23 protein-coding genes are annotated in these 18,573 nt (G+C 64.7%); all 23 read left to right on the top strand.

From position 1 onward, the window contains the following. The first annotated feature begins 70 nt into the window (after window positions 1–70). The 23 genes from J0F76_RS21115 (at window position 71) to J0F76_RS00290 (ending at window position 18,540) form a co-directional block, all read left to right on the top strand. Window positions 71–193 (top strand): hypothetical protein, encoded by a 123-nt coding sequence (locus J0F76_RS21115; protein WP_278250389.1) that lies wholly within the window; start codon window positions 71–73, stop codon window positions 191–193. A 96-nt stretch (window positions 194–289) separates the two neighbouring features. Further along, window positions 290–922 (top strand): putative metallopeptidase, encoded by a 633-nt coding sequence (locus J0F76_RS00395; RefSeq protein WP_207464469.1) that lies wholly within the window; start codon window positions 290–292, stop codon window positions 920–922. 272 nt (window positions 923–1,194) lie between these two features. Continuing rightward, window positions 1,195–1,671 carry a DUF2280 domain-containing protein gene (locus J0F76_RS00390; RefSeq protein WP_207464467.1) on the top strand — a complete coding sequence of 159 codons (477 nt, stop codon included), beginning with the start codon at window positions 1,195–1,197 and terminating at the stop codon, window positions 1,669–1,671. Between the two features lie 7 nt (window positions 1,672–1,678). After that, window positions 1,679–3,025, top strand: coding sequence for a PBSX family phage terminase large subunit (locus tag J0F76_RS00385; RefSeq protein WP_207464465.1), 1,347 nt, complete (start codon window positions 1,679–1,681; stop codon window positions 3,023–3,025). Then, the gene (locus tag J0F76_RS00380) at window positions 3,022–4,347 is read left to right on the top strand and encodes an anti-CBASS protein Acb1 family protein (RefSeq protein WP_207464462.1); all 1,326 of its coding nucleotides are present in this window, start codon (window positions 3,022–3,024) and stop codon (window positions 4,345–4,347) included. Before J0F76_RS00385 ends, J0F76_RS00380 begins: the two co-directional genes overlap by 4 nt. Before the next feature lie 2 nt (window positions 4,348–4,349). Next, a complete protein-coding gene (locus J0F76_RS00375; protein WP_207464461.1) occupies window positions 4,350–5,462 on the top strand; it encodes a hypothetical protein in 1,113 nt (370 codons plus the stop codon). Next, the gene (locus J0F76_RS00370) at window positions 5,462–5,902 is read left to right on the top strand and encodes a hypothetical protein (RefSeq protein WP_207464453.1); all 441 of its coding nucleotides are present in this window, start codon (window positions 5,462–5,464) and stop codon (window positions 5,900–5,902) included. The genes J0F76_RS00375 and J0F76_RS00370 overlap by 1 nt, the downstream gene beginning before the upstream one ends. A 10-nt stretch (window positions 5,903–5,912) precedes the next feature. Next, window positions 5,913–6,908, top strand: coding sequence for a major capsid protein (locus J0F76_RS00365; RefSeq protein ID WP_207464451.1), 996 nt, complete (start codon window positions 5,913–5,915; stop codon window positions 6,906–6,908). Window positions 6,909–6,966: 58 nt separating this feature from the next. Next, window positions 6,967–7,155, top strand: coding sequence for a hypothetical protein (locus tag J0F76_RS00360; protein WP_207464443.1), 189 nt, complete (start codon window positions 6,967–6,969; stop codon window positions 7,153–7,155). Window positions 7,156–7,207: 52 nt separating this feature from the next. Continuing rightward, window positions 7,208–7,627, top strand: coding sequence for a head-tail connector protein (locus J0F76_RS00355; RefSeq protein WP_207464441.1), 420 nt, complete (start codon window positions 7,208–7,210; stop codon window positions 7,625–7,627). A 1-nt stretch (window position 7,628) separates the two neighbouring features. Then, window positions 7,629–7,982, top strand: coding sequence for a hypothetical protein (locus tag J0F76_RS00350; protein ID WP_207464439.1), 354 nt, complete (start codon window positions 7,629–7,631; stop codon window positions 7,980–7,982). A gap of 307 nt (window positions 7,983–8,289) precedes the next feature. Next, window positions 8,290–9,375 (top strand): phage minor head protein, encoded by a 1,086-nt coding sequence (locus J0F76_RS00345; protein WP_207464437.1) that lies wholly within the window; start codon window positions 8,290–8,292, stop codon window positions 9,373–9,375. A gap of 2 nt (window positions 9,376–9,377) precedes the next feature. Then, on the top strand, window positions 9,378–9,830 hold the full coding sequence (locus J0F76_RS00340; RefSeq protein WP_207464435.1) for a hypothetical protein: 453 nt from the start codon (window positions 9,378–9,380) through the stop codon (window positions 9,828–9,830). Next, complete coding sequence (locus J0F76_RS00335) at window positions 9,827–10,246, top strand: phage tail terminator-like protein (protein ID WP_207464433.1); 420 nt, start codon at window positions 9,827–9,829, stop codon at window positions 10,244–10,246. Before J0F76_RS00340 ends, J0F76_RS00335 begins: the two co-directional genes overlap by 4 nt. 14 nt (window positions 10,247–10,260) lie before the next feature. Next, a complete protein-coding gene (locus tag J0F76_RS00330) occupies window positions 10,261–10,716 on the top strand; it encodes a hypothetical protein (RefSeq protein ID WP_207464431.1) in 456 nt (151 codons plus the stop codon). A 97-nt stretch (window positions 10,717–10,813) separates the two neighbouring features. Then, complete coding sequence (locus J0F76_RS00325; protein WP_207464428.1) at window positions 10,814–11,356, top strand: hypothetical protein; 543 nt, start codon at window positions 10,814–10,816, stop codon at window positions 11,354–11,356. Window positions 11,357–11,427: 71 nt separating this feature from the next. Continuing rightward, entirely contained in the window at window positions 11,428–11,625 is a 198-nt protein-coding gene (locus J0F76_RS00320; RefSeq protein ID WP_207464426.1) for a hypothetical protein, read from the top strand. A gap of 39 nt (window positions 11,626–11,664) precedes the next feature. Next, window positions 11,665–11,940: a hypothetical protein gene (locus J0F76_RS00315; protein WP_207464424.1), complete on the top strand. Its 276-nt coding sequence runs from the start codon at window positions 11,665–11,667 to the stop codon at window positions 11,938–11,940. Window positions 11,941–12,288: 348 nt separating this feature from the next. After that, a complete protein-coding gene (locus tag J0F76_RS00310; RefSeq protein WP_207464421.1) occupies window positions 12,289–14,829 on the top strand; it encodes a hypothetical protein in 2,541 nt (846 codons plus the stop codon). Further along, window positions 14,830–15,492 (top strand): hypothetical protein, encoded by a 663-nt coding sequence (locus tag J0F76_RS00305; RefSeq protein WP_207464418.1) that lies wholly within the window; start codon window positions 14,830–14,832, stop codon window positions 15,490–15,492. Continuing rightward, window positions 15,492–16,088, top strand: coding sequence for a hypothetical protein (locus J0F76_RS00300; protein WP_207464415.1), 597 nt, complete (start codon window positions 15,492–15,494; stop codon window positions 16,086–16,088). The genes J0F76_RS00305 and J0F76_RS00300 overlap by 1 nt, the downstream gene beginning before the upstream one ends. Then, complete coding sequence (locus J0F76_RS00295) at window positions 16,070–16,471, top strand: GNAT family N-acetyltransferase (RefSeq protein ID WP_207464406.1); 402 nt, start codon at window positions 16,070–16,072, stop codon at window positions 16,469–16,471. The genes J0F76_RS00300 and J0F76_RS00295 overlap by 19 nt, the downstream gene beginning before the upstream one ends. Next, window positions 16,471–18,540 carry a phage tail protein gene (locus J0F76_RS00290; protein WP_207464404.1) on the top strand — a complete coding sequence of 690 codons (2,070 nt, stop codon included), beginning with the start codon at window positions 16,471–16,473 and terminating at the stop codon, window positions 18,538–18,540. The genes J0F76_RS00295 and J0F76_RS00290 overlap by 1 nt, the downstream gene beginning before the upstream one ends. The last annotated feature ends 33 nt before the right edge of the window (window positions 18,541–18,573 follow it).

Here is an 18,573-nt window from a genome sequence, read left to right as displayed (position 1 = left end):
GAATGCAGCTACCCGAATTGCGCCCGAAGCTGAAAGGCTTGCGGGCGTTTTGCATTTCCGGACCCCCAACATGCCGCACATCGCCTTCGCGACCGACCCGCGCTGCTGGTCATTCGGCACCACGATCACCCGCGACGCCCATGGCGAATATCGCTGGTGGCACTTCGGCCCACTCTGCTTCTGCTGGGCCTGACATTCCCAACCGCCGCGCCACGAGCTGCGAGCGGGGAGGGCGCGGCCCCGGTCTCCTCCCGTGCGTGGCCCCCTCCGAAATTCACGAGGCCCTGACATGCTCGACCGCAACACGCTGCGCCGGCCCATGCCGCCAGCCGAGCAGGTCGAGGGTTTCGAGGCATGGTTCGGCCCCGCGCCTGACCTGGCAGAATGGGCCAAGGCAACCTTCATCGCCGATGGTGCCCCGCTGCAGAACCCGGATCACCAGCATCTGCGCTCGGCCGCGATTGGGTTCCTCTGGACCAACGTGGACAACAGCAAGAAGGGCCGGATGGTGATCGGCACGGCTGAGCCGGGGCAGCCTCAGGGCGCCATGGGCAAGTGGGGCCGCGCCAAGGCGACGCTGCAGGTCACGCAGTGGTTCGGCATGGTGCCGGACTTCATTATCACCATCGATGCCTCCTGGTGGCTGCAGGCGTCTGATGCCGAGGCCTGCGCCCTGATCGAGCATGAGCTTTACCACTGCGCCCAGGACCGCGACGAATACGGGGCGCCGAAGTTCAGCAAGCAGACCGGCAGGCCTGTGTTCACCATGCGCGGCCATGACGTTGAGGAGTTTATCGGCGTGGTGCGCCGCTACGGGGCCGATGCCGCCGGCATTCGGGCGCTGATCGAGGCCGCCGAGGCCGGGCCAGAGATTGCCGCCGCCGAGATAGCGCAGTGCTGCGGGACGTGCCTGAGGGCTTAGTCTTCTCGCCCAGTTGTTAGGTCCAGCTCGCCAAGGTCGTCCCAGTCATAGCGAGTGCCGGATGAGGTCAGGACGTAACATCCCCACCGCCTTGAACTCGGCATGTCCTTCAAGGCCCACGTGACAGCATCCGAAAGGCTGGTGAAGTCGCGGGTGTCGCGGCGAGAGAGCAAGCGCCCATGTTCCAAATCAGGGCCGAGGAAGACCGTTGCGCCCTTCGCTTCATGCAGTTCGCCCAAAGCATCCTCTCCTTCTGACAGAGCCCGACGATTATGGCAGGCGCCAAGCTGAACAACGAGATCCGGACCTTCATCGTTCAATCCCTGGCCTGTTTCGACGCCCCGTCGACCGTGGTCAAGGCTGTGCAGGATGAGTTCAAGATCACCATCGCCCGACAGTCCGTCGAGACCTACGACCCGACCAAGCGAGCGGGCAAAGACCTGAGCCAGAAGTGGCGCAGCATCTTCGAGGAGACGCGCAACGCCTTCCTGGAGGATACCAGCAAGATCGGCATCAGCCACCGCGCCGTGCGCCTGCGGGCGCTGCAGCGCATGGCCGAGAAGGCCGAGACGCAAGGCAACATGGTCTTGGCGTCGTCCCTGCTGGAGCAGGCCGCGAAGGAAATGGGCGGGGCGTTCACCAACCGACGCGAGGTGACCGGGAAGGACGGCGGGGCTCTGGAGGTGAAGACCCTTGCCGACTTCTATGCAGACCTTGCAGGGGCCAACCCTCAACCCGGCGCTCCGTAACTTCTGGATGACCCCCGCGCGCAACCGCGTGCTGTATGGGGGCCGGGCATCCTCGAAATCATGGGACGCGGCCGGATGGGCCGTGTTCCTCGCCACCAAGTGCCGGATCCGCGTGCTGTGCGCCCGGCAGTTCCAGAACAAGATCGCCGAGTCGGTCTACACGCTGCTGAAGATCCAGATCGAGCGGTTCGGGCTGCAGGCGCAGTTCACGATCACCGACAACTCGATCAAGCACAACATCACCGGCAGCGAGTTCCTGTTCTACGGCCTCTGGCGGCACATTGACGAAATCAAGTCGCTGGAGGGTATCGACATCCTCTGGCTGGAGGAAGCGCACAACCTCACGGCCGAGCAGTGGGAAATCCTGGAGCCGACGATCCGAAAGGAGGGCTCGCAGGTCTGGATCCTGTTTAACCCCCGCCTGGTGACGGACTTTGTCTGGCGCCGGTTCGTGGTCAACACGCCGCCCGACACGATCAAGCGGCACATCAACTACGGCGAAAACCCGTTCCTGTCTGAAACCATGCTGCGGATCATCGCAGCAAAGGAAGCCGAGGACGCCGAGGAGTTTGCCCATATCTACCTGGGCCAGCCGCGCGAAGATGACGACGCCGTTGTCATCAAGCGGTCTTGGATCATGGCGGCGCTCAACGCCTGCGAACGCCTTGGCATCGCCAAGGGTCCGGGCCGCCGGATCGGCTTCGACGTGGCCGACAGCGGCAACGACAAGAACGCCCAGGTGTTGATGGAAGGCATCGAGGCGAGCTTTGTCGAGGAGTGGAAGGGCAAAGAAGACGAACTGCTGAAATCGGCAGGCCGGGTCCACAAGAAGGCGCGCGAGGCCGGCGCAGAGATCGACTATGACAGCATCGGCGTGGGCGCCTTTGCTGGCGCGCACTTCCAGGCGCTCAACACCGAGTTTGGAGTGAGCATCGCCTATCGCCGCTTCAATGCCAGCGATGGTGTCATCAATCCCGATGACAAGGTCGATCCGGATGACCCGCAGTCGCCAGCCAATGGCGATTACTACGCCAACCTGAAGGCGCAGACCTGGTGGGACGTGGCCCGCCGCTTTCGCAACACCTTCAACGCGGTCGAACGGAAGATGCACTACGAGCCGCACGAGCTGATCAGCATCAGCCCGGCCTGCGATCATCTCGACCGACTGATTGACGAATTGGCCACGCCCCGCCGCGACTTCGACAACGCGGGCCGGGTCAAGGTCGAGAGCAAGAAAGACCTGAGCAAGCGCGACATCGCGTCGCCGAACCTGGCCGACGCCTTCGTGATGGCGAATGCGCCGCGCGAAGCCGCGCCGCAGGTTGCCATGATCCTGAGAAAGCACCGCCGATGAACCCCATCGCCATGATCGTCAACGCGGCTCGCCGCCTCGACGCGCTGCTCCCCGGATACTTTCCGGAGACGAAGCACCAGCACGCCAAGGACTTCGGCTGGCCTGATGATGTGCGGTTCGAGGATGCGCTGCGCATGTATCGCCGCCACAGCATCGCGCGGGCGGGGGTCAACAAGACCGTCCTCAAGACCTGGCAGGACTTCCCCGCCCTGTGGGAAACCGAGAAGGCGGGCAACACCAAGGCTGAAACGGAGATCGCGAAGCACTTCCGCAGGATCGGGTTATGGCGGGCACTGGCTGAGGCCGATCGCCGCGCCATTGTCGGCGGCTATGCCGGGGTGATCCTGCGGTTCGCTGACGGCAAGGCGTTCGACCAGCCAGTCGGCGTTGTGCCGGGCGGGCTTGAGGGTTTGGTCGAGGCCGTGCCGGTCTGGTGCAACCAGCTCGCGGTGGCCGATTGGATCGACGATGCGAGCAGCGATGCTTACGGGCAGCCCAAGTCGTTCACCTTCAACGAGGCGGCGATCGGCGGCACGGCGGGCCGGTCGTTCACCGTGCATCCCGACCGGGTGCTGATCTGGTCGGCCGATGGCACCGTGGCGCCCCGATCGGACTTGGAGCCGGGCTATAACGACCTCCTCGACATGGAGAAGGTGAAGGGCGCCGGCGGCGAAGGCTTCTGGAAGAACGCCAAATCATCGCCCGTGCTGGAGGTCGACAAGGAAGCCAAGATCGCCGAGATGGCACGGGCCATGGGCGTGCCCGAGGACGAAGTCGCCGACGCGATGAACGACCAGGTCGAGGAATGGCAGAAGGGCTTTGACAAGCTGCTGATGCTGCAGGGCATGCAGGCCAAGACGCTGAACGTCACGCTGCCGAGCCCCGAGCATTTCCACAGCATTCCACTGCTGTCCTTCGCGGCATCGCTCGGCATCCCCGCCAAGATCCTGATCGGGTCGCAGACGGGCGAGCGGGCCTCGACCGAGGACGCCGACGAATGGGACCGGACCTGCAATGCGCGGCGCGAGAACATCGCCAAGCCCCGTATCAAGGCCTTGGCCGATCGGCTGGTGCGGTTCCGCGTCCTGCCCGATCGTGACTGGTTTGTCGGCTGGTCCGACCTGACCGAAGCGAGCCCCGGCGAGAAGATCGACCGGGCCGTCAAGATGGCCAGCATCAACCAGACGCAGCGGGATGAACCGGCTTTCACAGCTACGGAGATCCGCGAGCAAGCCGGCTTCGAGGGGAAGGCGCCCGCGCCCTACTACGACGAAGCCGACCTGCAAGGCCCGCCTGACGATCCCGACAAAAAGGACGAATAGCCATGGCGCAAGTGCGCGTGAACGTCCGCAGCATCGCCAACGCGGCTGCGGTGAGAGAGGTCGTGCGCAACGGGCGCACCCTGAAGATCGTCCCGAGCGCGACCTTGCCCGATGACGTCGTGATGAACGGTATCCTCTATCCGGCAACGGAGATCGAGGCGTCGTTCGCCAGCCTTGAGCGCACCCCTGCGCCCCTCGGCCATCCGACCGTCAACGGCAAGTTCGTCTCGGCGACCGACCCCGAGGGCATCAACATCGGCTACATCGGGGCCTGGAACGAGAACGTGCGCCGCGAGGGTGGCCGCGTGCTGCTCGACAAGGTGATCGACGTGGAAGTCGCGAACCGGTCGGAGGGCGGCAAGGCCGTGCTGGCGGCGATCGAGGCCGGCGGCCCGATCCACACCTCGACCGGCCTCCTGGCCAACATCGAGAATTCCAAGGGCGAGGGCTACGAGCGCATCGCCCGCGGCATCGTCTTCGACCATGACGCGATCCTCCTCAACGAGGACGGCGCGGCGACCCCTGACCAAGGCGTGGGGATGCTGGTGAACGGCCAGCAGGTCGAGGTGATCAACTCGGCGGTCGAATGGGCCGACCGGGATCTGACATGGGCAGCGGAGAGCGCCCTTGGCGCACTGGAGCGGCGTGAGCGCGCCGGGATGGTGGACGCCTTCAAAGCTTTCCTTGTCGAGGCATTTTCCGGCCTGCGGAAGCCTCAAACTGAAAAGGAGCCTGCTGTGGCAGACGACAAGACGCTGGCCGAGCTTTCCGCCAAGGTGAACGGCCTTGAGGAAACCATGAAGGCCATCCCGACCACCATCGCCAACGCGGTGGCCGAGGCCCTGAAGCCCGTGACCGAGGCCCACGCGGCCCAGATCGCCAACCAGAAGGCCAAGGAAGACGCCGAGAAGGCCGTTCTGGTCAACAAGGTGGTCAAGGCCAACCTGCTGACCGAGGCCGTGGCCAACGGCCTGACGCTCGACGCGCTTCGCGAGCTGGCGCCGAAGGGCGAGCCGGGCAAGGCCGCTGCGCTGAACGCCTCGGCCGGCGGCGGCAAGGATGCCGACCCCTGGGCGGGCTATGACCTCAACGCCAACATGAAGGATGCCCAGTAATGGCTGGCCCCAACGTGATCTATCGCGGTCCGGCTGACCGCACCCCGAAGACCGTGAACGACCGCAAGGTCAGCGGCGCGCTGCTGCCCGGCACCTTTGTCGAGGACAACGGCACCAACCTGGTGCAGCTGACCACAGCCGTGGGCAAGCGCCCGCTGGTCCTGGGCATTCAGGACTATATCGGCCAGCATCCGGACACCGCCTACACCTCGGGCGACACCGGCGTGGCCTACGAGGCGAACCCGAACGATGTGTTCAGCGCACGCCTTGCGGCCGGCACCTATGCCGCCAACGCGCCTCTGACCATCGCCGCCGCTGGCCGCCTGGCGGCTGCCGCCGCCGGGTCGGTCGTGGTCGCGTTCTTCGACGGCGTGCCCGGCACCTTCGCTGCGGGCGACCGCGCGGATGTGCGCATCGCCAATTCCTACACCGCAGCCTAAGGAGACCCCTGTGCTTCGATTTTCCCCCGAGCAGCAGGCGGCGGTTATCGCAAACCGCCGCACGATGGCTGCCCAGGCCGCTCTGCTGGCCAACCAACTGACCGCCACCGGCGAGGTGATCGGCAACGCGCTGTCGCTTCCCCGCGATGTCTGGGGCGAGTGGGACAGCGAGTCCGTCACGATCCAGCGCGCCGAGATGGTGATCTTCAACGATCTGGCGGCGACCCTGTCGCGCCCCATGCCGATCGGCAAGCTGATCCACTACTTCCGCACCGTGTCGGACAGCGGGTCGGTCAACGTGTCGCTGGATGGCCGCTCGAAAGCCAACCTCGACAAGCCCGTGTTCGACTACCAGGGCACTCCGGTCCCGATCATCGACAGCACCTTCGGCTTCGGCTGGCGCGAGATGGCGGCGGCGCAATCCGAGGGCTTCGCGCTGGATGATGCGGGCCGTGTGAACGCCGTGGACAAGGTGACGAAGAAGCTGGAAAGCCTCGCGCTCGATGGCGATGCAAACATCGTTGTCGGCGGCGCACCGCTCTACGGCCTGCGCAACCACCCGAACCGCAAGACCCGCACCACCGGCCAGGCGCTGAACGGTGCGACCGGTGCGCAGTGGCTCTCGGAAGTCACCGCGACGGTGAAGCTGCTGCGCGATGCGGACATATGGGCGCCGGTGACGATCTACGTCAACGCGGGCGACTGGTTCTTCGCTGGCAACCGCGACTATGCCGCGAACTATGCCGGAACCATCGCCAAGCGCATCCGCGAGATCGACGGCATCGCCAACATCGTCCCGTCGCCCACCGTGGCGGCTGGCCAGATCATCGCCGTGGTCAAGGATCGCCGCGTGCTGTCCGTCCTGAACGCGATGCCGGTCACGACCCGCGCGATGTTCCGGGCGAACCCCGAGGACGATTACAACTTCGTCACGCTGGCGGCCGCCGCCGTGGAGATGAAGCCCGACGCCGCCGGCAACCTGGCCGTGGCGGTTTCGTCGCTCTGATCTGATGGGAGGGGCTTCACGGCCCCTCTCACCCGCAACCACAGCAAAGGGCCATCCCATGAAGCTGAAGATCACCAAGCCCGGCTATCACGACCAGAAGGGCGAACCTGTCGAGGTCGGCACTGTCATCACCGTGTCGGGCGACAAGATCCCCGCCGCGCTGATCAACAAGTGCGAGCAGCTGGACGACGACACGAAGGGCAAAGAGCCCGTGACCGGCCAGAAACAGGCCGACGCGAAGGCCTGATCTTTGGTGCGCGGCCGTGCCTCGGCCGCCATCCCAAGCGCAGGAGACGCCCATGCTTAGCTATACCGTCCTGGCTGTCACCAAGGCCGAGGCAACAGCCTATACCGGATCCGCAGGCATCGCGGTCACGCTGCAGGAAACTGACCTGATGCGCGCCCAGCGATACATCGCGGCCCGGTTCAACAGCCGGTGGCGCGCGCCGTTCGGTGCCGACGAGGTGCCCGAAGCCGTCAAGCACGCCATCATCGAGGCTGCGATTGTCGAGGCCAAGAAGCCGGGCATCCTGTCGCCGACTACGACGCCGGCGACTGACAAGGTACTGACCGGGGCCAAGGGACTGACGTGGGAGCTGGTGGGTGGAGCCAGCGGACCAGACGCCTACATTCCGCGCATCGCTGCCGTCGAAGGGCTGCTTGCTCCGCTGATCCGGCCGGAGAACTGCGGCCTGTTCCTGCGAGCCATAGGGGGCTGACATGGCCGAGGATTGGACCGCCATCGCCGCTGAGGTCGCGGGCGCCTTGAGCGATGTGGGCCACGCTGGCACGCTGCTGCGCAAGGGCGGGTTTACCGGGCCGGAATATGACCCGACACCCTTGCCTGATCAGCAAATCCCCGTGCGGCTGCTCGGCGACACGATGGCGCTTGGCCTGATCGACGGCAGCACGATCCACGCGGGCGACCGGCGCGAGATGATGGCAGCCGAGGGCACCGTGCCGACGCCGGCCGACCGGCTGCGCATCGGCGCGACCGAATATGCGATCGTCCGGGCCGAGCCTTACGCGCCGGGCGGCGTGCCTCTGTTCTTCGACCTGATCTTGAGGGTTTAAAGAATATCCTTGAGGCGTCCGCGTTTCCTTGGTGCCTTCCGGATGACCCGCTTTACCGCTTCCATACGCTCTCGCTCAGCGGCCATTCGCTCTTTAGCGGAAAGTGTTCGGTCCGCTTTGGCTGTTGGAGTCCTCCCAGCTAGGCGTTCGAGATCAATGTCTGCGTAGGGTTTGATGGCATTGCTGTCGCGCTTTACCCCATGACCGCTCACCCACGTACGGGTGCCATCTGAGAGAGTCCGCCAATGTCCGGTGCGCTCAAACTCAGCCATCAACACCTCCTGTTCCCATCAGGAACGAGTAAACCATGGCCCCGAAACTCCCAAGTGATATTCAGGACGCGCTAGACCGGCTGGAGCCAGCCCTGCGCGACGCCTTCCTTGAGGCAATCGACCAGATCACCAACGCAGTCCGACTGCAGCAGCTTGAGACGCTGATCCGGGCAGGGGATATCGAGGGCGCCATCGACGCCCTGCGGCTGGAGCAAGGCTTTTTCGGTCCGCTCTACGAGGCGCAGCGCGATACCTACATGACCGGCGGCCCGTTGGCTCTATCCGGCTTGCGCATCCGAGATCCGTACGATGGCAGCAAGTTCGTGTTCAGCTTCAACGGCCGCCACGACAGGGCCGAACGATGGATCCGGGAACAGTCTTCGCGCCTGATCACCGAAGTGATCGAGGAACAGAAAGAGCAGGCCCGCATCGTCATCAGGGAAGCCGCGGAGGCAGGCGAGCACCCCCGCGACACGGCTCGCGCCATCGTCGGCAAGGTCGACCCGGCAACCGGCAAGCGTGCCGGCGGGATCCTCGGCCTCGATCGCGCCCGCCGCGGCGTGTTCCAGAAGGTCATGGACGCGATGAAGACGCCCGAGGGCGTGCGCGACCTGGTGACGGTGCCGCGCGACGGCTCGGCGCCCTATGTGACGCTGACCTCAGTCAATGAGGCCACCAAGCAGCGCATCCTGCGCGCCTATGCCAAGGGCGAAGCCGTGCCCGCCGCCGATCAGGCCATCAGCCGCAAGCAGCTGCGCAACAAGCTGCTCAAGGATCGCGGCGATACGATCGCCAGAACCGAGGCGCTGAACGGTCTGCGGGCCGGGCGGCATGAGGGCATGGAGCAGCTGGTGGAAAGCGGCGCGGTCCGGCGTGATCAGGTCCGCATTCGCTGGCAGGCCACCCTCGACAGCCGCGTGAGGGACACCCACCGGCATCTGCACGACCAGACCGTCAGGCTGGGCGAGTTCTTCAACCCGGCCGCGGGTGTGTTCATGCGGTACCCCGGCGACCTGGAGCATAGCCCCGGCAACCCGAAAGGGCTGGCGGCCAACACGATCCAGTGCCGCTGCCTCGCGGTCTATCGGATCCGCAACGACCTGATGCGCTACGAGGATTGAGCATGGCCGACCGTTCTTTCGCCGCCTCGATCGCGGCCTTTGCCGACAAGACCAAGGCACAGATGCAGGCGGTCCTGTCCGAGAGCATCCAGGACGTGATGGACATCGCTCAGACGCCTGTGGCCAACGGCGGGCGCATGCCAGTGGACACCGGGCACCTGATCAACAGCGTCGTAACCGAACTGAATGGCTCGCAGATTGGCACAGCCGCCACAGCTGCCAGCAAGAGCGGCGCCAACTCGACGGCGAACATTGCCCTACTGGTTGCGGAGATACAGCCGGGCGACGTGGCGCGGATCGGTTGGACTGCTGCCCACGCCCTCAGAATGCATGAGGGATTCGTCGGCGAGGACAGCCTTGGCCGGGAATATGACCAGGGCGGGAATTTCTGGGTCGACGGTGCCGCTGCACAGTGGCCGCAGATCGTCGCCCGCAACGTCTCAAGGCTGAAATGAAACATGCACCCGAGGCCGCCCTCAAGGCGCGGCTGGCGACGCTGGCGGGCATCCCGAAGGCGTGGCCAAATCAGGCCTTCGACCCGGCCGCACCGGGCAACGTGCCTTACATCGCCTGCACGATCGTCAGGGCCGGGACCAGCGACGATACGCTCGACGCCGAGGCCCCGATCGTCACCGGGCGGCTGATCGCCTCGGCCGTGGTCAAGGCCGGGACGGGCGAGGCCAGAGCGAACGAAATCGCGGAGCAGATCGCTGACCTGTTCCCGATGGGAGAGCGGATCGAGGCGCCAGGCGCTGAAACCGAAGTCCTGCAGCCGCCGCACATCCGCGAGGGCCTGCCGGACGGCGCTTATTGGCGCGTGCCTGTCTCGATCCCTATCCAGATCACCAAACGCCCTGACAGCGGGGCTTAACCGGAGCATCCGCCATGACGGAAACCAGCATCAAGAAACGGCTGTTCATCAGCGCCACCCCTGCCGCCACCCAGACCCTCGCGGGTTATCAGGCTCTGACCTGGGTTCAGGTCAAGCGCGTGGTCACCATCGGAGCAATCGGGTTCAGCCACGACACCATTGCTGCCCCCGACCTGGAAAGCGGCATCACCGCCACCCTCAAGGGCGCGCGCAGCGGTACCGCCGGGCAGATCGCCTATCGCACCGAAGAAGGCGACGCTGGACAGGCTGCGGTGGTCGCGGCCAACGAGGCGGAAACTGAAGTGTCGATCCAGATTGTCGATCCTGATGGTGTCAACGCGACCTATTGGACGGGCATCGTGCACAGCCATACGGACAACGAGTCCAGCGTCACCAGCTATGAGGGCGCCACGTTCAGCTTTGTCCCGAACTACGCCAAGGTTCGCGGCGCCGCCGACTTGCCTGCCTGATCCGGTTCCAGGGTTTCCCTCCCCGGATGACCGGCGGGGCGGCAGGCGTGGTTCGACCTGTCGCCCCCTCTGAACCAGAACCACCCAAGGGAACATCATGGATTTCACCAGCTTCGACAGCCGGAGCGTGGCCGATGAAGGCCGCCCGCTGCACCTGCGCCACCCGTCCACCGGGGAATTGCTGTGGGATGATCAAGGCCCGCACCTCGACGATGACGGCGCCGAGGTGCCACGCGAGAAGCCGTGCCTGGTCTACGTCCTGGGAACCGAGGGCCGCGTTGCGCAGGAAGCGTTCCGCGAGGCCGCCAAGCTGCCCAAGCTGCCCGACGATGCTACAATGCAGGACTATCACGACCGTCTGTGCGTTACGGCGCGCAAGCTGGTCGTTGGCTTTGAAAACGTCGATCGCAACACCCGCGCGGCGACAATGGCAGATGTCGACTGGTTCCTTGCCCTGAATGTGTCGAACCCGGTTGCGCGTGGGAAGGGCCGCAGCTTCGCTGAGCAGGTGCTGGCATTTTCGAACGACCGGAGCGCCTTCCTGGGAAAGCCCGAGGCCAGCTCATCCGCGCCGCGCAGCAGATCGGCTGGCAGAACGCCCGCCCTGAAGGCTGGACGCAAACGCGCGGGCAAGACCTGATCGACGGCGGGGCCACGCTGCCCCGCTTCGAGGATCTGGAACGCGGCGACCTGCTGGCAGCCTGTGCGGCCTTGGGCTTCGCCGCCCCGGCGGGAATGGGCGGCTGGATGCCGCTGCCCTATGCCGAGCTTGAGGCCTACGGGCGGGTCACCGGGCGGCTGTCCACCCCGTGGGAATATGAGACGGTGCGCGGCATGTCCGAGGCCTATGTCTCGGGGCTGGTGGAAGGGCGCGACCTGCTGTCGATCATGCCTCTTGATCGAGAATGAAAAATTCTCTCTCGTGTGATCGTCTTACAAGGAGGTGACATGAAGGGTATTCTACTTGCGGCAGTGTTGGTTGTCGCTGGATGCGCAACTGCAGTCATGCAGGGGCTCGTCGGCAAACCGTTGGATGAAGTGATTGCAAAGTATGGCCCGCCAGCAAACAGTTTCGACGCTGGCAGCAAAGGAACTGCATATCAGTGGCAGCTGGGATACTCGCCCACAGGCTCTAAGTGCTTCTACACCCTCTACGCCCAACGAGGGCCTGATCAGAAAATGACGATCACGGCTTATGAGCAGCCGAGAGGGCTGTGTGAGTAAGAAGCGCCCCCGAAAGGGGGCGTTTTGCTTATTGCCCCGCAGCAGCCTTAAGTTCCTCTATTCTGAGCGATTCTCGGCAAAGCTCTGTGTAGCTTTCCGCTCCGGCTGATCCAGCTTCTTCGGTTGCGGGTCGCTTATCTCCAGCATCAAATGCCGCAACTATTTCTGAGCACCTAGCCAGATCCGCCCCTCTTCTTATCTCCCTCGCCATTTCCTCCGCTTGGGCTTCTTCCTGGGCGGCTCGATATTGGCTGATCCCCCACCATGCAGTTGCAGCGATGACGCATATGCATGCGGCTCCGACAAGGATGCCCAATGCTTTGCTCATAATATCCTCCGAGGCTCTAAATGTCTGATTTTGCCACGCTGGTTTTAAGTGCCGACGCATCGGGCCTCAAGCAGGGCGAGCAAGCACTCGACAGCCTCGCCAGCAAGGGCGAAGAAACCGAGGGGAAGCTCGCCCAATCTTCCGCCAATCTGTCCAAGGAGTTCGACAGGGTTGTCGCCTCGATCGCCAATGTGACCGAGGCTCAGAACCGCGGCAACACCATCGCGGCCCAGCAGGTCGCAGCGCTGCGGGATCTGGTCGAACACACGCGAGCAATGGGCAATGCCGCCAACCTGGCGCAAGCGCCTGTCACCGGGCTGCAGGTGGCCCTGAAGGAGACGGCCCAAGAGGCCGAGAAAACAGGCCGCATTTATCAAGCCGTGAACCAGATGTTCACCGGCAACGCTGGCACGCCAACAGGCATGCAGGCCCAGATTGAGGCGATGACCGGCGTCACGCGGGCTAGCGATGAAGCTGCGCGGAGTGCTGTGGCGTATGGCGCCGAGCTTGACTTCCTGCGAGCGCAGTTCAATCCGCTGTTCGCCGTATCGCGTCGCTATGAGAAGGACTTACGCGACATCGCGGCTGCCGAGCGGATGGGGGCCATTTCTGCAGCCGAGGCAGCCCGCGCCAGAGAGATGGCAGCGCAATCCCTCGCGCCCCTTAACCGTTCGGTGAATGACGGTTCGGATGGCATGAGCAACTACGCGCATCGCGTCAGCCAGGCCAGTTTCCAGATCCAAGACTTCGCCGTTCAGGTCGCGTCCGGGCAAAGCGCCATGATGGCGTTCACTCAGCAGTTCCCGCAGCTGGCAGGGTCACTTGGCGCGACGGGTAAGCTGGCCCTCTATGGGTCCCTGATGGGGACGGCAGTGGCCGTAACGGCTGCTATCGTGCCGCATCTGATAGACGCAGGTGACGCTGGTCGGTCTCTTGACGACGTGATGGGCGACCTTGCCGACAGCGTGGATCGCTATGCCGACGCCATCGAGGCATCGAGCGCACCGCTGGATGAACTGATCGAGAAATACGGGCGCGCAGCGATCAGCGCACGGGCTCTACTGAAAGAGGAGCAGGAACTGCGGCGCGTGCAGGCCATGCAGGAACTGAACGATGGGGCTGGGAAGATCGCAGGCGAGGTTCAAGGCATCTTCGGCGGCATGACCTATCGGTCGGCATCGTGGACGCGCGAACTGGCCGAGGATCTGGAAATCTCAGTAGATCAGATGGCCCGCCTTCTGGACCTGAACCAGCAGCTTGAGACGGCGCAAGGACCCCAGGCGCAAGCCACAGCGGCAGCCGATATGCGGGATTACTTCCTGGAGGTCTACGGCACCGTCGACAACATCCCGCCGCGCCTTCTGGATATCTATGACGCCCTGATCGACAGCGGGAAGGCTGCAACGCAGTTCCAGTCCTTGACAGAGGATGCAGGAACGTCCGTCGAGGCAGTCTCCGTAAGCGCTGCGGCGGCCAGCATTGAAATCTGGTCCATGTCTGATGCAGCAAGCGGCCTTGCGGGTTACTTCAACGCGGCCAACACTGCCACCGGCGGGCTTCTAGGCACGCTCCAGTCGGCCGCCGCAGCGGCATGGGACTTGGCGAATGGTCGCGTGGCCGCTCAGCGGACCGCTCAGCAGATTGCGACCCAGACGGAACTGGACCCGCTTGGGGCATTCACTGGCGGCCAAGGCGCAGCCATGCGCGTGCAGGTCGGCGCCGGTGGCGTCATCCGCACACCAACCGCCCCGACGATTGCGCCTGCTTCTGGCGGCGGTCGGCGGCGTTCCGGTGGCGGTCGCACACGGTCCGGAGGTGGCGATGGTCGGGAACGGCTGAACGGATACGAGCGCAGCGTCGCGGATATCCAATCCGAAACCGAGGCTTTCCTGCGCCAGGCTGACGCGATCGCCCAGTTGACGGCGGCGGGTGGCGATTGGGAACGGGCCCTTGCCGTGATCGAGGAGGAGCAGAAGCTCCTCAACGACGCGCAAAAGGCAGGGGTCGAAATCACCCCGCAGGTGCGCGCGAGCATTACGGAGATGGCCGAGGCTTGGGTCGACGCCGAGGAAAGGCTCGAACGGATCCGCACTGCCACTGAAAAGGGGCAGGATACGATGGAAGGCTTTTTCGGGTCGATCACTGGCGGCGCTGATGGGGTCATTGATGCCCTCTCGGGCATCCTTGAGCAGATCGCCAAGGTGCAGCTTGCCAAGGCGGGCATGGGTCTGCTTGGCGCTACGTCCTGGGGTAGTGGCGCAATGGAAAGCCTCGGTAATCTGCTGTCTATGGATGGCGGCGGCTACACCGGCAACGGCGCGCGTTCTGGCGGGATGGACGGCAAAGGCGGCTTCCTTGCGATGTTGCACCCGCAAGAAACCGTCATCGACCACACCAAGGGCCAATCCGCCGGCGGCGCGGTCGATGTGCGCGTCTACATGGATGATGACGGCACCTGGCAGGCGCAGGTCGAGCGTATCAGCGGCGCCGTGTCGGCCCGCACCGTCGCGCAGGACCGGCTCAAGCAGGCCAACCAGCAATACCTGAAAGGGGGGCGCTAAGTGCAGATCACGTTCCCCTTTCCGGTGAGGGTGCAATCGGCCATTCCGAAACTGGAAGGGCTGCGGCTTAATCCGTTCACCAACGTGGACGGGGAAACCTTCGCGCAACCCACGCTCAACGGCTTCTGGCGCCTCAACATGCAGGTGGGTGCGCATAATATGCAAAGCCACCTCGCCCTCGATGCCTTCCTGACGGCGATGGAGGCACCCGGCACTGAATGCGTGGTGCCCGTGTTCGTCAAGTATCGGCCCCTTGGGAGCAATGGCCGGATGCTGACCCGCGGCGGCCCGGCGGCGCCATGGACCGCCGATCATGTCGGGTTCAGTTCCGAGCCGTTCGGGGGATTCACGCTGCGCGCGGCGGCGGCCTATCGCGACAGCTTCATCGACGTGAACATGCCGGCGCTGTCGCGGCTCTGGCCGGGGCACTACATCAGCCTGGGCGACCGGCTGCACAAGGTCGTCAACGTCACACCGCTGGATGAGCATCCGCAGCGCGCCCGCGTGTCCGTCATGCCCAACCTGCGCGCGGCCCATGCGGCCGGAACAGTCGTGATCGTGGATCAGCTGCGGCTGCGCTGCATCATGGAAAGCGGCGACCCGATCGGCGCTACCACGTCACCATTCCAGCAATCGGCGCTTTCGCTGATCGAGGCTTTCTGATGTCGGTCCACGATATCCCTGATGCCGAGTTGCGGCGTGGCACCACTGGCCTGACGATCCTGTGCCAGATGGAATTCGCCACCAACCCGCAACGGTGGTGGCTTGGCTATGGCGATCTGACGGCCGGCGGCACGACCTACAAGGGCACCGGCGACGTGATCCAGATTTCGGCGCTGTCGCTGACCTATGGCATGTCAGCCGGCATGGTGACCTTCACCGTGCCCAACGCCTCGCCGCAGATGATCGCGCGCTGCGACAACCAGGCGGCGGAGGTGAACAACCGGCCATGCCGGATCTTCTATCAGCTCTTCTCGGCGACCGAGGCGGGCGATGGCGGCGGGCACCGGGGTCGGCTGATCGGCGATCCCATCAGCATGTTCACCGGCCGCATGCGGGACATGCGCAGCACCTCAAGTCATACCGATCGCTCGATTGAGCTTGAGGTCTATGGCCGCATGTCCTGGCAGGGCCGCCCGCCGCATGGCCGCTGGACGAGTGCAGACCAGAAGGCACGGTTTTCCGGCCTTGGGGATACTGGCTTTGACCTGCTGGCGAGCCTCAAGGACAAGGCCATCACATGGGTTCCTGCCGACTAGCAGGCGAGGCGGACATTCCCCGCATCATCGACCTGATCGAACGCCTTGCGGCTGCCGTGGGCGGTCCGCAGCGCGTCTGCCGCATCAAGACCGGCGAGACCCTGGCGGGCCTGCTGCAGGATCCGCGGGGTGTGGTGCTTGTGACAGAGCGCGGCTTCATTGCCGGCTGCATCACGCAGACCGTGATCAGCCCTGACCCCGTGGCGGTCGAACTGGGCTGGTATGCCGAGGATCGCTCGGGGCTTGCCCTGCTGCGGGCTTTTGAGGCTTGGGCGGACCAGCAGGGGGCGACCCTGATCAAGCTGTCCTGCAATGGCGGGGCGGCGCAACGCATCCTTGAGCGGGCGGGATACCGGGCCGCCGAAACGGCAATGGTGAAGTAATGGCGATCTTTTCCGCGATCGGTTACGCGTTCGCGTACGCCGCCAGTTTCCTCGCGGCATCGGTCGGCCTGTCGGCTTCCACTGCCGTGGCGATCGGCACCTCAGTCGGCCAGGCTGCGATGGCTGGCGCGGCCATGCTGATCAACCGCGCCCTGACGCCCAAGGTCAATGTTCCGCAGTCGGATATCCAAGCGGTCATCACGCAGGCCGACGCGCAGCGCAGGGTGCATGTCGGCGAGAACCTGGTCGGGGGGATTCGCGCTTTCTTCGATGTGAAGGATGCAGTTCTGTACCAGCTGGTCGTGACCAACCACGGCCGCATCAACAGCTTCAAGCAGTTCAGGATTGATGGCGAGCCTGCTCCCGTTTCCGATATGGGAGCAATCACGAGTGGCCCGACTGCGGGCAGCGTATGGGTCGCAACCCGGGACGGCTCGGGGATCGGGGGGGATTATCCATCCTTGGCCGAGAAGTTCCCGACGCTCTGGCCTGCCAGCCGGCGCTTGCAGGGTCAGGCAACGTTTCTCGTCACAGCCAGGGCACGGGGGGCGGAAGATTTTCCGAAGGTTTTCCCGAAGGGCTCCAACACCCTTTATCAGTGGGTGATCGAGGGCGCCCTTGTCTATGACCCGCGCACCGGTGCAACGGTCTATTCCGACAACGCCGCCCTGGTCATTGCCTATTACCTGACGCACCCGGACGGCTATCGCCTCGATCACTCGGAAGTCGATTGGGACAGTGTTGCGGCCATGGCCGACTGGTGCGACCTGCCCATCGCGCAGCGCGCCGGCGGCGCGGCCCCGAACATGCGGCTCTGGGGCTATTGGACGCTGGACGAGGATCCGAAGCAGGTTCTCGACCGGATGGCGGCATCGTGCGGCATCAGGCCCTACGAGATGCAGAACGGCAAGATCGGCCTGATTGGAGGGCCGTTCGGAACGCCCGCCTGCACGCTCACGCACAAGGACATCTCGGACATCCAGACCCGCGAGGCGATCAGCGAGCGGGAAGGCTACAACACGCTGCGCGTGTTCCACATGGCGGCCGAGGCCAACTATACGGTCTCGGAAGTCGATATCTGGTCTGACCCCGATCGGCTGGCCCAGGAAGGCGAGATTGCCGAGGAAATGCGCCTTGAGATGTGCCCCAACACGTCGCAGGCGCGGCGCCGGGCCAAGCGGCAGATGCACGACGACAACCGGGGCAAGGTCGAAATCATCACCAACCTGGTCGGGTTCAAGGCGCGCTATCCGAAGAAGCACGGCCAGCGCCACACGATCATGCTCGACTATCGTCCGCAGGACGGATCGGGGCGCATCATCGCGGGCGAATACGAGGTGCTCGACCACGAGGTCGACCCCCAGGGCCTGCAATGCCGGATCGACCTGGCCAGGGTGGACCGGGCATCCGAGGCATGGAACCCCGATACCGAAGAAGGTGATCCGCCTGCCTCGGCCGTCAATGGGGCGAATAACCCGCCGCCTCCGATCGAGGCGGTGCTGTCGCAGCGCGTCATCGACAGCGGCGGAGGGCTGATCGCGTCCCTTGAGGTTGCAGCCCTGCCGATCACGGATCGCGACGATCTGCGCGTGCAGGGTCGATATCGACAGGTCGGAGAAACAGCCTGGATCAGCATGCAGGGCACGGGCCTGATCGCCCGGTCCGGCCCGGTGGCCGACCGCACCGAATACGAAGCACAGGTGCGGTGGCAGGGCGTGTTCAAGGGCGTGGACGAGTGGCAGGGCATCGGGCCTATCACCGTCATCGCGAACAGCGTCGCGCCTGGCCGTCCGTCCGAGTTGATCCCCTCGGTCAGTGGCGGCGCCGTGCATCTGAGCTGGCGCAATCCCGCCGGCTCTTTCGACTCGATCCGCATCAAGCGCGGGACCACAACCAACTATGCCGCCGCAACATTGGTCGACACGACCGGCGGCGTGGCGGGTCAGATCTCGGAAGGCAAGGACGCTACCGGCAACACCGGCACGCTCTACCGCTACTGGGTCGTGGCCGCGAACAGCTCTGGTCTTGAAGGTGACCCATTCGGCCCCGTGCAGATCACGGCGCCTTGACCCGACCAACCTTTGACGACGACAGCCCGCCAT

The organism is Paracoccus fontiphilus (assembly GCF_017356265.1).
Classification (GTDB): Bacteria; Pseudomonadota; Alphaproteobacteria; order Rhodobacterales; family Rhodobacteraceae; genus Paracoccus; species Paracoccus fontiphilus.
Note: the sequence above shows the minus strand (reverse complement) of the source record. Positions and strands in the feature narration are given on the sequence as shown.